This is a genomic window from Bacillus salipaludis (assembly GCF_030938565.1).
GTDB lineage: Bacteria > Bacillota > Bacilli > Bacillales > Cytobacillaceae > Neobacillus > Neobacillus salipaludis_A.
Genome location: NZ_JAVGVR010000001.1, coordinates 1,443,755 through 1,460,602, shown reverse-complemented (window position 1 = coordinate 1,460,602; position 16,848 = coordinate 1,443,755). Strand labels below are relative to the sequence as shown.

Genomic DNA, 16,848 nt, shown 5'->3' with positions numbered 1-16,848 from the left:
TTCAAGAATTAATTTTTCTAAGCCGATAGATCAGAAATCGCTCATTCGGATTGTGTTCGAAAAGCCCCGGTAGTACGATTTCCTCCTGGAGTTCAAATGGGGTATGGTTTTCGAGATAGTAAATATAGTTTTCCGATGGATAATATAGAACTAAATCGATTTCACGCAGTGATTTTTCTGCTGAAAGTAAGACATTATTTACGATTTTGATGAAAATTTGAATCGTAAAGGGATTAAAGAAATAAAAGCAATTGTCTAATGGGTTAATCTGGTATTCTTCAGCAAAACAGCAATGGAACTGAATTTTTTCGGTCCGCAGTTTTGCTTTTTGCAAATAACGCTCTCGATTCGCAATGGCCTCCTGAAATAATCCCTCGTTCATTTCAACGCCGATTACCGTTGAATGGAATAAATGATGGGTGAAAAAAAGAAGCCTCCCTTTTCCACAACCAAAGTCTACAACCCGATCACTGCTTTTTAATTTATATTGGCCAAAAAATGTTTCTAGTGCTTGATAAGGAGTTGGCTCGTATCGATGATAATGAAATGATTTCGTGGGAGTCATTTGAACCGCACCGGTCTTAATGTTCAGTTGTTTGTCATATAAATGTTCTTTCATGGTTTTACTCCTAATGGTTTATTAAGAATATGTATTAATTACAGGCATGGAAAAGCTATGAATCCATTCATTAAAGACATTTTATCAAGTTTCTTCACGAGTTTAGTCCTTAAAATCTTTTTTTAGGACATTTCTACTTGGCTCTTTACGTGTTTTGTCCTTAAAATCCTTTTTTGGGGCATTTCTTTATGGCTCTTCACGCGTATTGTCCTAAATCTTATTCAACAAAGTTTGCCCTATACCTAAATTAGACGACTGTTAGTGTCTCGGCCCCCAAAGCATAACAGATACCCCAATTATACATATTACCGCACCAATCCAATCATAGGTATCCGGGGTTTTCTTATCCATACCCCATCCCCACAATACAGATAGAATAATGAAAACACCGCCATAGGCAGCATACACTCTCCCAAATGAAGGAAACTTCTGAAGCGTCGGGATGATACCATAAAGAATTAAAACAATCCCGCCAATAATCCCATACCAAAAAGGCTTGCCATCGCGCAGCCAAAGCCAGATCAGATAACCTCCCCCGATTTCTGCAATCCCTGCTAAAATGAATAAGGTAATCGTATAAATATCAAATCACTCCTAAAAATCTTGTGCTAGAATAATAAAGAATATTTTCATGTGAACGGTGGAGATCGTAATTTTAAAAGATAAAATCAAAAGCCTCCCAACATCTCCAGGAGTCTATCTCATGAAAGATTCCCACGGCAATATTATATATGTTGGAAAGGCAAAAAACCTGAAACGCCGTGTTCAATCTTATTTCCAAAACTCAAAAGCCCATTCACAAAAAATTGTAAAACTAAAAAATAACATAAAGGATCTTGACTATATCCTTACCGACACTGAATTCGAAGCTTTTATGCTCGAATGTCATTTAATCAAGGAAATAAAGCCATTTTTTAATCGAAAAATGAAAAACCCGCGATCCTATACCTATATTGTGATTAAAACGGATAAGAAAGTTCCGAGTATAGATGTTACGCATAATCTAATCTTCAATCACAAACACCTATATTTCGGGCCATACATCAACAAGTACACTGTTGAAAAAGCAATCTCAAACTTAAAAGAATTTAAGAAAATCTTGTGTACGAATCTAACCAAAAGGAACGAACCTTGCCTGAACTATTCATTAGGTTTATGTAATGGCATTTGTCTCGGGCATCCCACAGCCCTTGAACAATACAATAACAGCATAAATGACATCATTGCTTTATTAAATGGCACTGACCTAAGCATTCTGGGAGAAATGAATGAAAAAATGGCCCAGGCATCCGAAAATTTCGACTTTGAAACGGCCTCGAAATATCGGGATTTTATAGATTCCATCAATTTTATTTTAAATAAAGAAAAAGTAATCGAATTTACGGAAGCAAATAAAAATATTGCTGTAATCGAATATTTACAGGATCGCACATTAAAGCTTTTTCTTATTAAAGGAAACAGAGTTCTTTACAGTGACAAATATATCGTTGCGAGCATAATTGAACTTTGTCCACTCATTAAAAAAGACATTTTGACTTATTTTCAAAAGGGAGATTCAGATGAATCCCACAAAATCAGTAAAGATGAAATCGATGAAGCCCAAATTATCTACAGTTATATAAAAAGCAGCACCAGCAAACATCTGATAATTCCTGGTCATTGGCTTAATTCAAAAAACGATGCTTTAGATTGTGAAATAAAAAAATTATTAATAGGGGATGAGAGCTAAAACCTATTTAAAAGCTCTCTAACCCCATCTACTATATCAAAAGGCATGACTCCATAATGGGATAAAGTTTTAGCTTTTTCTTCTCCAGCTTTTGCATGTAAATAACTTGCCGCAATCATTGCCGCTAGCGGCGTAGCACCTTGAGCGAGAAATGAAACAATTAACCCAGTGAGCACATCCCCACTGCCGCCCTTCCCAAGAGCGTCATGACCGTACGGATTGATATAAATCTCGCCATCTGGACTAGCAATCACCGTGCGATGCCCCTTCAATAACAAGAAAACATTAAAATCTTTTGCAAAACTTTTAGCCGTCCCTATCCGATTTGCTTCCACTTCTTTTACCGAAGAATTTAATAAACTCGCCATTTCACCCGGATGCGGAGTAAAAATAACATTTCCATTATATTCACGAACGAATTCTAACTCGTTCCGAAGTAGGTAAAGTGCATCCGCATCAACTACAATCGGTTGACCTGTTAACCCGCCAATTATATTCTTTACCCATTCTTCACCTCTGGAAAATCTACTAATTCCCGGACCAATTGCAATACTATCAAACTACCCCATACGAGGCTTAATCTCTTCAACGGAGCTGCCTGCGAAATGACCATCTTCAGCAGATAATGGCAACATTAACGATTCCGGACACTGTGCGGACACCATGGAGTAAATGCATTCTGGAATGGCTAATGTCACCAATCCTGCCCCTGAATAGAGGGCAGCCTTGGCGGAAAAAATGGGCGCGCCCACATAATGACAAGATCCACCTAGAACAAGTGCATGCCCAAATGTTCCTTTATGACCATTTTTCGGACGCACCGGCACTGCAGCTTCAGCCAGTGATTCTGTAATTAGCCTTGGCATATCAAGTCCCAATTCCTCACAAGCCGAAGGAGGCACGGAAATATCTACTGCCTTCCACGCACCAACATACATGGGACCGTCTTGCAGGAAAAATCCCTTTTTCGGAAAAACAAAGGTTATTGTTTTTGCAGCGTTCACTGCTGCTCCTTCTACTTTTCCAGTATCACTGCTCACCCCCGAAGGGATATCGACTGCAATAACCCATTTCTTATCGGACAATTCATTTACCATCGAAATAACCTGATTGAAAGGCTCTCGAACAGGTCCGTTCACTCCCGTTCCCAAAATCGCATCAACGATAATGTCAGCTTGAACTAACTTCATCCGAAGGGCCTCTTGCGTATTTTCATGTAAATAGAAAATTGGAAGCCTCCGATTCATGTATACATCAAAGTGGACTTTTGCATCACCTTTTATTTTCTCAGGCTTTACTAACAAACAGAGCAGCGGCTTCAGGCCTGCATCAACCAGTTTTCTGGCAATCACAAAACCGTCTCCTCCATTATTTCCTCCCCCAGCAAGCACAATAATTCTAGGATTTTCATATGGGGTGCATGCGAGAATTTCTTCTACTACTCTCCCTCCAGCATTTTCCATTAAAATTATACCAGGCACCCCGATTTTTTCCATTGTATATTGATCCATTTGCTGCATTTCCTTTTGCCCTGCAATGAACATTTAAATCACGTCCTTATACTTCCATTTTTATGATTATAAGAAATTTTTTTTACGATTCATGGTCTCTTTTTTACAGTAGATTTACATCTCTTTAACTATGCCTTAGTATTTTCAATTTAGAATATAGAGTATAGATAAAGTCATAAGCGTTCAAATGACATAACAGTATTAAGTTTATACCCATTCTCACCAAACTTTCCATAGGGAGGAATAATATGCAAAATTTACTTAATGGTATGTTCGAATTATTTCTGGTGATTTGCTTTGGTAAGATTTTTTACTACTCCTTTTTTGCTCCCCGAAAAAAGCGGATCTAATGCAAATAATATTTAGCGTGACTCTTTTTTTTGCCCCAAAAATAAAAAACCCTCCTATATGTAAGAGAGTTCATCCATTAAGTTAAATTAATCATTCGGAATCATTAAATTTTGCTTCATTAAAATTTCATCTAAAAACGTCATTAATTCTGATCGCAGTTCATTCGTTTGAAGAGCCATCTCAATCGTTGTTTGAATGAACCCTAGTTTATCTCCTACATCAAATCTCTTTCCTTCAAATTCATAAGCAAAGACCCTTTGTATTTTGTTGAGCTGCTGAATAGCATCAGTTAATTGAATCTCACCTCCAGCGCCTTCTTCTTGCTTATCTAGGAACATAAAAATTTCAGGAGTCAAAATATATCTACCCATTATGGCTAAATTAGAAGGAGCTGATCCTAAGGAAGGCTTCTCCACGAAATTCCTCACTTGATACAATAGACCATCTTGTTCTGATGGGTCAATAATCCCGTATCTAGAAGTTTCGCTTTCTAAAACGGTTTGAACACCAATTACAGAGGTCTGAATTCTATTGTAAACATTGATCATTTGTTTCAAGCAGGGAGTTTCCGCTTGTACAATGTCATCCCCCAGCAAAACAGCAAATGGTTCATCTCCGATAAATTTACGTGCACACCAGATGGCATGACCGAGTCCTTTTGGTTCCTTCTGCCGAATATAATGTAAATCAACTTTTGATGATTCCTTTACCTTTTCAAGAAGATCAAATTTCCCTTTTGTAACCAAGTTTTCTTCTAACTCAAAAGAGTTGTCAAAATGATCTTCAATTGCCCGTTTTCCTTTTCCCGTTACAATAATTATATCTTCAATTCCAGACTCCATTGCTTCCTCAACGATATATTGGATAGTTGGCTTGTCCACTATAGGAAGCATTTCCTTGGGCATAGCTTTTGTAGCCGGTAAAAATCTTGTACCCAATCCTGCCGCAGGAATAATTGCTTTACGAATTTGCTTCACTACTCTCACTCCTTTTCCAAAATAAACCTAAACACAAGAAAGCATGTTTTCGAATACATCGCTCCAGTTTTTCGCTTTCGCTACCTGCTTGCGAATAAGCATATTGTTATCTTGATTCTTATAACTTGCTAATTTTTCACATTCATAGATAAATTCACTTGGTTGATTGTTTTCTATATAGCTATAAACCGATTCTTGAACATACTTTTTGGTAGAAGGTAAATTAATCCCTACAACCGGTTTACCTGCTGCCAGAAATTCAAATAATTTCAATGGGAATACGGCCTGATTGTATTGGGAGGGTTTATATGGCATGATCCCAATGTCGATTAAATTCATATATTTCGGAACATCAGCAGGAGAAACACTGCCGGTCCATAATACGTTCTGTTCCGTTAGTAACTTTTTAAAATCAGAATCTTGATTTGTTCCATCTGGACCTACGAACAAAAATAGCCACTCCCGCTTTTTTCTTGCCACTTGCTGGATTAGCTCAAAATCAAGCTTCGGTTTAATTCCCCCGATAAATCCCAAAACAGTGCCATTAAAGTTTTCCGGAAGAACATGTTCAACTTGAGTATGTTCGCTTGCAAATAGCTCGAATTCAACCCCATTTTCAAATGTAAAGACTTTTTGAGTCGAACCTGTTTTTTCTATCATTTGATCACGTAAATATTCAGAAGTGCAAAAGATGGTATCGGCCCTCTGAATAATCCGATTTTCTGCTTTTGCAATAATGTTCTGTCTAAGAGTAGATACGACTGAACTTTTCCCGTTCATGGGTGAAGCCCATAAATCACTGCAATCATATATGACCTTGTCCCATGGAAACAGATCTGAAAGTAATGGGAAACCGGGAAAGGTGTACCAAAGATTGATCATATACTGTCCTTTGAATTTTTTTAAATAGGAAAGGAAAGGGAGCAACTTTGATTTATAGAATCCATCCATATAGCGTCCAAACCGAAACATCTTATTTGGCAGCAAATCTTGTACCGACCATTGTCCGATTCCGTTTGACAGTGTTTTTGCAGAAACTTCCTTACGATTTGGGCTTGGACAAACCCAAATCACTTCTTTCGTATCCGGTTGTTGTTGCAAAAATTCTGCAAGTCGATGTCTTCGATAACGGAGCCCATCATTTTCCCATTCCCCTGTTGCTACCACAATATGAATTTTTTCCATTTATCCAAAACCTCTTTTATATTCTTTTAACTACTGCATGATAAGCATAATGAGAGAAACACCAAAATGCTTTAAGAAAATTCAACTTCTCAATCTTGCGATACACAAACCAATTCATCTTGGCAGCTTTCCATTTGTTTTTTGAAATCGAGGGATTTCCAATTCGATACTCAGCTAAATTTTCATTTAATCCATAGGCTTTAAATCCCTTTTTTAAAATCGCAAGCCACATTGCCAAATCCTGCCTTGTTCGAATATTGGGCATTTGAATTCGGCCTACTTTACGGCGATCAATCATGACCGTTAGACATCCGATAATTGTATTCTTTAACATATCCTCATAGGTAATTTTTTCTGGTGCTGATACGTATTTATTCAAACGAACACCATCATTATTAATAAATTCGTACCCAGTGAAAGTGAAAGCATAGTCATTTTTCTGCATAAAGGTTAGCTGGCGCTCTAATTTATCTGGTTTCCAACAATCATCACTATCTAAAAAAGCAACATATCTTGCTTGTGCATGCTGTAAGGCAAGATTTCTGGCGATCGCAGCACCACTATTTTCTTTTGAAAAAATAACTCGTATTCTTTCATCCTCTTCAGCATAACGGTTTAATATATCCGGTGTTTCGTCAGTTGAGCAATCATCGACAATAATCATTTCCCAATTTTGATAAGTCTGCATTAAAACAGAATCGATTGTTTTATCGATAAATTTGCTGGCATTATACGACGGGGTAATAATGGAAATAGTTGGCTGTTTTTGAATCATAAGGTTATCCTCCTTTTATCCCGCATTAACGGGCAGTAAGACCCCCACTTCAAGGGTTAGCGGAAACAGGAAGCATAAGTGGGGGTCAACTGCCCGTAAAAGCCCGATTGGTTCAACTAACAATCAGTGGGGGATGAAAAAAACCCCCACTGATTGAAGTTTCACTTTATTCTGACTGTCCCCGAACCAGTTCAGGAATCAAAACCCAAGCACAAGCGAGTGTAATTCCAATTAAAATCCCTGCTACCGCCCGTTCCTTTGAGTTGAGGGCCTTATTGTCCGTCATTACCTCACTTGGATCTGAAGATTCTAGTAATAGCGCCGGTTTAATTTCAAAAAGTGTCGTTTTCAGTTCATTAAGAAAGCGTTGTTGGTCAACTATTGTATCTTCGCTGACCTTCTCCTGGCTTAATGATTGAATGGAATCCTGAATGATTTTCTTTTTCTCTTGAAAACGTAATTGATCCATCTTTAAAAATGCCTTTGAAATATCGTTTATTACTTCAGTTGCATTCTCTTTTGGAGAATCTGTATAAGAAAGTTTAATGATTTTATCCGTTACAGCCGTTACTTGTAATTTGCTTAAAATCTCAGCCCGTTCCTCTTTCGATAGATCTGATAAATTATCTCGATAGAAAGGAGGGTTAGTTAATAAAATCATTACATTTTTGGAATTATTTAAATCATCATAATCATAACTCCCTAAAGAAAGCGTCGCTTCGGCAGTATACGTGGTTGCTTCTTTCCCAACAGGAAGTAACCATCCCACCAATCCGAGAACAATTGGAATTGCTATTAAAATTAAAAGATATTTTTTACTTCTTTGTGCCAGTCTATTAACGATTAATTCCATTCCGAAGCTTACTCCTTCGCTTATTTTCACTCTTAATTTTTCTACTTTTGTTGTTATATACATTTACCGTAGCAATGACAAACCCCAGGAAAACCCAATGGAAATATAGATTGCTTACGGAGCTCGGACTTATACTGGAAATAAGGAAGGCAATTTGCCCAATCATGCATGCTTCAATGATTCCTTTTTCCTTCTCATCCCTCGTTTTTTTGAAGGCTTTATAAAGGCAACAAAATAGATAAACATACGTAAAGAGATAACCTAAAAATATAATAATCCCAAAATTACCTAAAATTTCCATTAACCAATTATGCACTTCAACAACATGGTTGGTATCGTAAATGGCTTCATTTTTCAAGTAGTATGGAATATTGCCCGCCCCTACACCAAATCCAAATGTATCCAATATAAAGTGGAAGGCATTTTTCAATAAATTCAGCCTTACTACATTCGATGAATGCCCATCATCCGCTGCAATGATATTTGACACCTTGTTGAAAAAAAACACGGAACAAAGAACCATTGCAATCAAACCGATGTTCAATGTCACCTTCTTTAAATAGGAAGGCAGGTGGATAAATAAATAGAAAATCAAACCTACGAAGACCCCTAGCAAACTAGCTCGTGATTCAGTTAAATAAATGATATAAACACATAACAATCCAAGTAGTATTGTTGAAGTTTTAATCCACACATTCCGACTATTTTTTGCTGCCGCTGCATAAAAAGAAAACGAGATAGTAAGAAACGTTGCAAAGTCGTTTTGATTAAAAAACACCGCAGTTGGATAAGACAACTTATATTCCGGCCCTCCATACAACGTTGAGCTTGGGAGCTGAATATGAGTAAAATGATTGATTAAGCCAATACACAATAGAATCAGTGTCATGAATAGCCATATTCCATAAAAAACGAGCAATCTAGATATTTTTGTGAACGTAAACACTGCCAAAAAGACAAATAAGATACCCGTCCCCAGCAGGAATAAATACTTAATCCCATCAACGTATGATTTCGCCCATAAAAGCGAAACGGTTCCGTAAACAAGCCAAAACATCAAAAAGTGCAGAACCTCTTTTACTTTTATTTGCTTCCAATATTGTGAGAGGTTCTTTTCTTTTACAATGGAAACAATGAAGAGAGTCGCCGCAGAGATCAATATCAATCGATATAAAAACAAACTAAAAAAACCAAAATGAATACTTAATACAGACTGATTGAGAAAGGTGGTCGCTACTAATAAAAACATCACACCACAAAACAGCCGGTTCGTTTCTACATAAGGTCTTACCATTAGGAAAGCTGGCGTACCAACTCCTCGTGCAACACTGTTATTACCTTCCATAAAACCTTTTTCTCCCTTTTATCTCGATCTTGTCACAAAATAAAATCTTTTCATTTGAAAAACTCCTAAAGTGACTTTGACGCGGCAGTTTTCTGTCGAACTTCCGGCCTCCCAACTGAAAGATAGGTGAAACCAAGATCTTTCATCGTTTCCAAATCAAAGACATTTCTTCCGTCTACAATAAGCGGCTGTTTCATTAATTCCTTTACTTTGATTAAATCCAAGTCTTTGACATCCTGCCAATCGGTTAAAATCACGCAGGCATCGCTATTTTGAATCGATTCATATATGTTCTCAGAATAGGCACACTGGTATCCCAGCTGCTTTTTCGTTTCCTTAATGGCAATCGGATCGAAAGCTTGGAGATTTGCCCCATGAACAGCTAAATATGGAATAATGTCTATTGCCGGTGAAGATCTGATATCGTCTGTATTTGGTTTAAAGGCCAATCCTAAAATACTAATCGTCTTCCCTTTTAAGGTTCCTAAAGCCTTCTCGAGTTTTTTCACTAATTGGACCCGCTGTCCCTCATTCGTTTCAATTACAGACTTAATTAAATTAAATTCATATCCACACTCTTTCGCGATATGTAGAAGAGCTGATGTATCTTTTGGGAAACAAGATCCGCCAAAGCCTACTCCTGCCTGTAAAAATTTATTGCCGATTCGGCTGTCTAACCCAATACCTTCCGAAACCTTGGTGACATCAGCCCCGACACGTTCACAAATATTAGCAATATCATTAATAAATGAGATCTTTGTAGCTAAAAATGCATTTGCCGCATATTTTATTAATTCCGCTGTTTCCAAAGAAGCTTTTACGATATTGGATGTAAAGGGCTGGTGCAGCTCTGCAATAATTTGAAACGCTTTTTCACTGGTTGCGCCAATTACCGCACGTTCCATATTCATGGAATCCTTAATGGCATCACCTTCACGTAAAAATTCAGGATTCGCTACAATATCAAAAGGAATCTGTTCAAAGGAATGTTCTTGGATGACAGATTTTATCAGTTTCCCCGTACCAACAGGCACTGTACTTTTCGTAACAATTACCTTATAACCATTTAAATTTTCACCAATGGTTTTGGCCACCTGTTTAATATAGGTAAGATCTGCTTTACCCGACGATGTCATGGGAGTTCCTACCGCAATGTAGATGACCTCGGCTTCTTGAATGGCTTGGGTAATTTGATAGGTAAAATGAAGAGTGCCCCTTTTTACATTTTTATCGACAAGTTCTTTTAATCCAGGCTCATAAATCGGCATAACGCCTTGCAGGAGATCATTAATTTTCATTTGATTAATATCACAGCAAGTAACCTGGTTGCCGGCTTCCGCAAAGCATGTGCCCGATACAAGACCTACATAACCTGTTCCAACCACCGTAACTTTCTTCAATTTTCATCATCCTTCCATTTAATTTAATAGGTTTCTATAATTCTCTTTCAGTTGTATTGCGTTCTTATGGGAATAATAATTTTGTTGTACCTGCTCATAGAGATCCAGCAGAATTTTCGGTGAATATAAACTTCGGTTTAATACATCCTGAATTCTCTGTACTAGACTTGATACAGACTTCGGCTCGATTAATAGATCACGATGTTCACCAAATAATTCCGGGACACCGCCCACCGCTGTACAAATAACAGGGATTTTTAAAGCAATGGCTTCAAGTACTACAGTCGGCATTCCTTCCGTATAGGAAGGAAGGGCAAATAAATCACTAGCAAACAAGTAATCTCTCACACTTTCATTTGCAACCTGCCCCGTTATGAAAAGCCTGCTATTGAATTCCGGATTCCGGCTTAATTTATCTTTAGCGGGGCCGTCCCCTACGAAGACAATGGCGACTTCATTTGATAGAAACTTAAGCGTCTGGGCAAGTTCAAATACACCTTTTGCTTCCGTTAGCCTGCCAACAAATGTAATAATCTTTTTATCCTCAGGGAGCCCAAGCAGCCGTCTCATTTGCTGCTTGGTTTGTTCCGGCTGCTGAAATTGGGAAAGATCAATCCCAATTGGGAGTACAGCACTTTCCCTGCCTGCCAGCTCCTTCGTTTTCCTTTGTAAATTTTCGGCAACCGTTAAAACCGAATCTGCCATATTGACTGATTGAAGAAATGCCTTTTTTGCACTAGAGCTGTAATGCGGATATACGTTTACATCACTACCGTGTAACGTTAAAATCCATGGCAGACCTTTTTCAGAGGCAACAATTCTTGCTGCCCCGCCAGATGGCATCGCAAAATGAGCATGAATTAAATCCGGAGCAAGCCCATAATCTTCTATGGTCTTCAGAACTGCTGCCGCAATCCGCCTGTCTGGCTGCGCCCATCTAAGCTGTCCGGGCAGTGCTAAATAATTTGGCCGATAAACCTTCACTCCATTTCGCTCATAGACCGCAGGGATTTGTTTATTGGCCTTATCGGCTTTACGAAAATTCCGAATAAATGTCAGACTGCGTGGTACCGGGCTAATGACCGTAACCTCTACTCCCAAACGGTGTAACGCCTGCACCTGCGTTTCATGAAAGACGCCGCTCCCTGGCTGACAACCACTTGGATACACACTTGTAATCCATAATGCTTTCATTCTTATCGCCCTCTAGCTAGTTTATTTACAATCCTCAAGAAGTAATTTGGATACACTTTTAACAAAAGCAGCAAGTATACTCCAGCACTAAATCCTACTGAAATCGTTAACGGCAAAATGGCAGTTGTTTGAAAAAACAAAGCGCTAAATACTTTCGTAACATACGCAATGGCTGTTATTAGAATCGAGAATAAAAGTGGAACCATAATGGTTTTCAGATAATGCTTCCATTGCAGCTGGATTAACCATGTTAATAACCACCTTCCAATTAGAAAGTTCACGATGCTTACCATTACATAAGTCCAAGCAACGACCTTCAAGCTGTTCGATGCAACGGCAAAATTTAACGATAAGCCATAAAGAACTAGCACACCAAGGTCCCAATAAAACGCAATATTGGCTTTGCCTTTTGCAAGAATAATAGAGCCATTCGGGTTCATCAAAACCCGAAGAATGCCGACGATCGACATGATTTGCAAAATCGGAACAGCATCCATCCATTTTTCACCAAATATGGCAGGAATAAAAACATTTGAAACTGCCGTTAGCCCCATTAAAAGCGGAAAAGTAACAAGACTTAAAAGCTTTGTCATGTGTAAGAAACCATCATTTAAAGCAGTATGACTTTGTTGATTTTTTGAAAAAACGGGAAAGGCCACCCTTGTAATAATGGGATTGATTTTCAATACCGGAATCGTAACGATTTGATAAACAAGGTTATAAACCCCCAATGCTTCTGCCCCCATAAACCTACCGATTAAAATCACATCGATATTTGATCCAATTCGGTTCACGATTCTTGAAAACAGCTGAAAGGCTCCAAATGAGAGAAAGCTTCTGCATTCTGAAAGATCAAATACCAATGAAGGTCGCCATACCCGTTGGTAACAGATAAAGTAAAGAATCCCTTTAAGCCCATAAAGCACTACTTGAGATATGACAAAGGCTTTTATGGGAGAAATCATAAAAATGAGGATGACAAGCGTAAAAAAAGAGATTATCGTTGCCGCTGCCTCAATTGCACCAAGCATGTTAAACCGTAATTCTTTTTGCATTAAATATTGGCTTTGCTGTCCAATGGGAGCGATCAGAAACATCATCGCAAGAATCTTAATAAGATCCGTTAGATCCTTGCGATGAAAGTAGTTAGCCAAAAACGGGCTTGTAAAGAAAAGCACTAAACAAACTCCAAGCCCCATCATCAGATTTAGCCAAAATAAAGTTGATAATGTCCTTTTATGGACCTCTTCCTTTTGGATGACGGCAGAACCAAGCCCCAAATCCAATACAATTTGTGCAAATACCACAATGGTAGTCAGCATGCCAACCAGGCCAAATTGGGATATACTCATAATTTTTCCAAGGATAGCAAACTGAAAGATTTGAATCCCTGTAATAAGTAGAGTAGAAATTCCTGTCCACTTTATCCCTTTATGCAGTTCTCTTCTAATTGCGGACATTTGTCTCCCCTGCCTCCATTACCGTGCACCTTCACCTGTAAAAACCACTCTAAAAGTTTTCAAGATAATTTTTATTTCAAGTGAAAACGAAAGATTTTGTATGTATTTCAAATCATATTGAAGCTTTTCTCTTGGGGAAATGTCATATCCCCCGCTAATTTGGGCTAGTCCTGTCAGCCCCGGTTTCACAAGCAGCCTATTGGAGAATCCTTTAATTTCCCGCTCAAATTGTTCGGTGAAACATGGCCTTTCGGGTCTTGGACCTATAATCGACATATCCCCTTTTAAGACAGAAATAAATTGCGGAAGTTCGTCAATCCTAGTTTTTCGAATAAACGCTCCGACTTTTGTAACACGCGGATCGTTTACCTCAGCCCACTTAGCCCCCTCTTTTTCAGCATCTATGGTCATCGATCGCAACTTGATCATGTTGAATATTTTTCCGTTTTTCCCCATTCTTTCTTGGACATAAAACGGGGAACCAGTTGTTTCTAGAACAATAAGGATGGCAAAAACAACAACAATCGGTAATGCGAAAATGATCCCTATTACAGCAAAGAAAACGTCTAAAGCTCTTTTTAAATAAAGATATTGCTCCGCTTCCTTCGATAAAAGCAGTTTAGGGGTTTGGGTCATAGTGTAATCATGGAAAAGATTTAAGCTTCTTTGTGTATTCACAATTAAACCCACCTTCAAAGATTATTTAATTCATTAAGCGGCCCGTTATGAAAGATTATAAGGAGGGAATTTAGAGGACTCGTTGAGCTGGGATTAAGAGTTAGTGAACAATTGTGAATCTTCGTTAAAATTGTTAATTTTTTGTAAAGAGAGTTACAAAAAATAGGTAAAACAACCCATGTAAAACTAAAACAATCTGGCTTACTTAAAAGCCAGATTGTTTAGAAGATGTTTTCTACTTATTTTCAGGCGTATTTGGATAAACTTTGCTCCTGGATGACAAGAAAATAATGCCCTAATAAATGTTCAAAAATCGTATCCCAGTTTTGGGATAATGCAAAATTTCTTCCCTCCCAACCCATTTGAATTCGCAAACTATCATGACTTAATAAATCCACAATTCTGTTGGTAAACTCCTTTACATTTCCCGGTGTGCATAAGAATCCTGTAACACCCGGATTAATAATATTTTTCACTCCACCTGCATTTGCTCCAATCACAGGTGTTCCGCTGGCTAATGCTTCAAGTACGACATTTCCAAACGTCTCTGTCGGAGAAGGAAATACAAACAGATCCGAAACCGAATAGATCTCTGCTAAATTTTCTCCTGTTAAGAACCCTGTAAATTTCATATTTGATGGAGCTTTTTCTTGAAGTTCTTCCTTTAACGGACCGTCACCAATTACCATCCACTCAATATTTTCGTTTATTTCAGCCGGTATAGATTTAGAAATAGCCAGCAGCTTATCGACGTCTTTTTCAGGCGCTAACCTGCCAACAAAAGTTAGGAGATATTTCTTTGAAAGTCTATATTTCTCACGAACAGTCTTTTTATGATAAAAAGGCTGAAAAACTTTACAATCTACCCCCCTTGGCCATATTTCTAGATTTGTAAAACCTTGTTGTTTAAGTTGGGAAAATGTTTCTTTTGAGGGAACGAACACTTTGGCACATGTGTGATGAAACCAATTCATGTATTTCCAGAGGAATTTAGAAAGAAATTGAAGGTCATAATAGTTTAAATATTGATTGAAATCCGTATGATAGGAACCAACAAGGGGTATGTTTAACTTTTTTGCAAAATAAACCCCAGAAAGGCCAAGACTAAATGGGGTTGTGACATGGATTAAATCCGGAGAAAACTTTAGTAATTCCGCTTTGATGTGAAGAAGATTTGGCAAAGCTAAACGGCATTCAGGATATAAGAAAAAGGATAGGCTTTTAAATCGATGAATATGGCTTGCAGCATAGTCCTCATTGTCAGATTCAGGCGCAAAGATTTTAAAGGTGATGTTTTTGGCTTCTAAATATTCGGTGAACCTTTTTAAGGTTCGAGCCACCCCATTAATGTCCGGATAAAAGGTATCTGTGAAAATGGCTATTTTCATATAATCCCTCCTCATCATACTTTCAAAAATAGAGTATATAGTAACTAAGAATACCAGTTAAACTTCCAAGGATGCCACCTACAAATACGTCTGAAGGATAGTGTAGACCCAAGTAAATTCTAGATACTCCTACACAAATCGCTAACGGAATAAAGACAAAAGCTAATGGAGGAACAAAAATTATAAATGGGGTGACAACCGCAAATATTGCAGTTGTATGACCCGAAGGAAAAGAATGGTCTTGTAATGGGTTATCAGGAAACTTTGTTTTTTCGATCATTAAATAGGGTCTTTTTCGTGGGAACATCTGCTTCACAATTTGAACAGGTATGTGACTAGCTGATAATGCAACTGCACTTGAAATAGCAATCAGTCTTGTCTCTCTAGGTGATAAAATCAGAAGGAGGAAAGTAGAAATGATGGTAAATTTCGCTCCTCCAAGGTGTGTAATGGCACGAAAAAAAAGATTTAATAGCTTCTTATCAAAATGACGATTTACCTTTTGAAATATTCTACATTCAAATCCATAAAACACATGAAACATTCTGCTCATAGTCCATTCCCCTTTTAACCGTTATCATTCTATCTCTACTCTACTGTTTAAGATTAAATTGCATATTTCATCATTTCTGCACCTAGGATGTCTGTGATGATGGTTGGGATTTTTAATGGCTCATAAATTTGTTTTATTATCGATGCAGACTCAAGGCTATCAGCCCCAATTACAATTCGTTCACCATAGAAGAAATCGTTAATGGCCGACCCCTTCCGAAGAAAATCTGGATTCGATACCACATCACAACGAAGATTAGGAGGTTTGCTTCTGTCGATGATTTTATTAATTAAATCATTCGTCCCTATAGGGACGGTGCTGATTATACATAAAACCACATTATTTTCAATAAAATGGGCAATCGTATTTGAAACTACATGTATGTTTCTTAAATCAATAGAATCGTCTTGTTTATTTTTTGTTCCGACTGAAATAAAAATGACTTCAGCATTTGAATAGGCTTGATAAGGGCTCATACTAAAATGTAGATTTCCGTTATTCAGATTTTTTTCTAAAAGAGGAGCAAGCCCAGGCTCATTAATTGGAGTACGACCGGTTTGAAGCAAATCAATTTTCTTTTTTTGTATGTCTATGCATGTCACCTGATGGCCTAATTCTGCTAATCCAGCGCTAGTTACTAATCCAACTAATCCTGCACCTGCAACGGTAATCTTCATCCAATCCCTCCAAACATTATTTATCTTTATTGTATTTGATTTTTCGGGAATTTTTCTAAACCTGGTGTAAAAGGATTGTAAATAAAATGTAAATAATACAGACGAAAAAAATCCCTGAATTTTTTTCAGGGATTAAGCCATTCCTATACTTTA

The 16,848-nt window shown here is 37.7% G+C and carries 15 protein-coding genes and 2 pseudogenes; 1 reads left to right on the top strand and 16 read right to left on the bottom strand.

All coding sequences use genetic code 11. The features are described from left to right. Position 1: 1 nt before the first annotated feature. On the bottom strand, positions 2-619 hold the full coding sequence (locus RCG21_RS07065) for a class I SAM-dependent methyltransferase (protein ID WP_133337394.1): 618 nt from the start codon (positions 617-619) through the stop codon (positions 2-4). 258 nt (positions 620-877) lie between these two features. After that, the gene (locus tag RCG21_RS07060; protein ID WP_133337396.1) at positions 878-1,201 is read right to left on the bottom strand and encodes a YnfA family protein; all 324 of its coding nucleotides are present in this window, start codon (positions 1,199-1,201) and stop codon (positions 878-880) included. A gap of 58 nt (positions 1,202-1,259) precedes the next feature. Between RCG21_RS07060 and RCG21_RS07055 the strand changes: the two genes are divergently transcribed. Continuing rightward, complete coding sequence (locus RCG21_RS07055; RefSeq protein ID WP_328591988.1) at positions 1,260-2,348, top strand: GIY-YIG nuclease family protein; 1,089 nt, start codon at positions 1,260-1,262, stop codon at positions 2,346-2,348. Here the strand turns inward: RCG21_RS07055 and RCG21_RS33480 are convergent. The 14 genes and pseudogenes from RCG21_RS33480 to RCG21_RS06990 form a co-directional block, all read right to left on the bottom strand. Beyond that, positions 2,345-3,214 (bottom strand): annotated as a pseudogene (locus RCG21_RS33480) (NAD(P)H-hydrate dehydratase). The gene RCG21_RS07055 and the pseudogene RCG21_RS33480 sit on opposite strands and share 4 nt — an antisense overlap. A gap of 42 nt (positions 3,215-3,256) precedes the next feature. Continuing rightward, positions 3,257-3,892: pseudogene (locus RCG21_RS33475) on the bottom strand (NAD(P)H-hydrate epimerase); the annotation flags it as partial. Positions 3,893-4,296: 404 nt separating this feature from the next. Continuing rightward, positions 4,297-5,187, bottom strand: a complete 891-nt coding sequence (gene galU, locus RCG21_RS07045; protein ID WP_133337403.1) for a UTP--glucose-1-phosphate uridylyltransferase GalU — start codon at positions 5,185-5,187, stop codon at positions 4,297-4,299. Positions 5,188-5,214: 27 nt separating this feature from the next. Continuing rightward, positions 5,215-6,372, bottom strand: coding sequence for a teichuronic acid biosynthesis protein TuaH (gene tuaH / locus RCG21_RS07040; protein ID WP_133337405.1), 1,158 nt, complete (start codon positions 6,370-6,372; stop codon positions 5,215-5,217). Positions 6,373-6,388: 16 nt separating this feature from the next. Next, positions 6,389-7,147, bottom strand: a complete 759-nt coding sequence (gene tuaG, locus RCG21_RS07035) for a teichuronic acid biosynthesis protein TuaG (protein WP_133337407.1) — start codon at positions 7,145-7,147, stop codon at positions 6,389-6,391. 166 nt (positions 7,148-7,313) lie between these two features. Next, positions 7,314-8,000 (bottom strand): YveK family protein, encoded by a 687-nt coding sequence (locus RCG21_RS07030; protein ID WP_133337409.1) that lies wholly within the window; start codon positions 7,998-8,000, stop codon positions 7,314-7,316. After that, positions 7,984-9,345 carry a teichuronic acid biosynthesis protein TuaE gene (gene tuaE / locus RCG21_RS07025; RefSeq protein WP_308913026.1) on the bottom strand — a complete coding sequence of 454 codons (1,362 nt, stop codon included), beginning with the start codon at positions 9,343-9,345 and terminating at the stop codon, positions 7,984-7,986. Before tuaE ends, RCG21_RS07030 begins: the two co-directional genes overlap by 17 nt. A gap of 65 nt (positions 9,346-9,410) precedes the next feature. After that, a complete protein-coding gene (gene tuaD, locus RCG21_RS07020) occupies positions 9,411-10,745 on the bottom strand; it encodes a UDP-glucose 6-dehydrogenase TuaD (protein WP_133337413.1) in 1,335 nt (444 codons plus the stop codon). An 18-nt stretch (positions 10,746-10,763) separates the two neighbouring features. Next, complete coding sequence (gene tuaC, locus RCG21_RS07015; protein WP_133337415.1) at positions 10,764-11,939, bottom strand: teichuronic acid biosynthesis protein TuaC; 1,176 nt, start codon at positions 11,937-11,939, stop codon at positions 10,764-10,766. 2 nt (positions 11,940-11,941) lie between these two features. After that, positions 11,942-13,399, bottom strand: coding sequence for a teichuronic acid biosynthesis protein TuaB (gene tuaB / locus RCG21_RS07010; RefSeq protein WP_133337417.1), 1,458 nt, complete (start codon positions 13,397-13,399; stop codon positions 11,942-11,944). 18 nt (positions 13,400-13,417) lie between these two features. Next, positions 13,418-14,035 (bottom strand): sugar transferase, encoded by a 618-nt coding sequence (locus RCG21_RS07005; protein ID WP_133337625.1) that lies wholly within the window; start codon positions 14,033-14,035, stop codon positions 13,418-13,420. Between the two features lie 287 nt (positions 14,036-14,322). Further along, positions 14,323-15,465, bottom strand: a complete 1,143-nt coding sequence (locus RCG21_RS07000; RefSeq protein ID WP_133337419.1) for a glycosyltransferase family 4 protein — start codon at positions 15,463-15,465, stop codon at positions 14,323-14,325. 22 nt (positions 15,466-15,487) lie between these two features. Then, the gene (locus tag RCG21_RS06995; protein ID WP_235824896.1) at positions 15,488-16,009 is read right to left on the bottom strand and encodes a phosphatase PAP2 family protein; all 522 of its coding nucleotides are present in this window, start codon (positions 16,007-16,009) and stop codon (positions 15,488-15,490) included. 62 nt (positions 16,010-16,071) lie between these two features. Next, positions 16,072-16,695, bottom strand: coding sequence for a nucleotide sugar dehydrogenase (locus RCG21_RS06990; protein WP_308913025.1), 624 nt, complete (start codon positions 16,693-16,695; stop codon positions 16,072-16,074). Between the last annotated feature and the right edge of the window lie 153 nt (positions 16,696-16,848).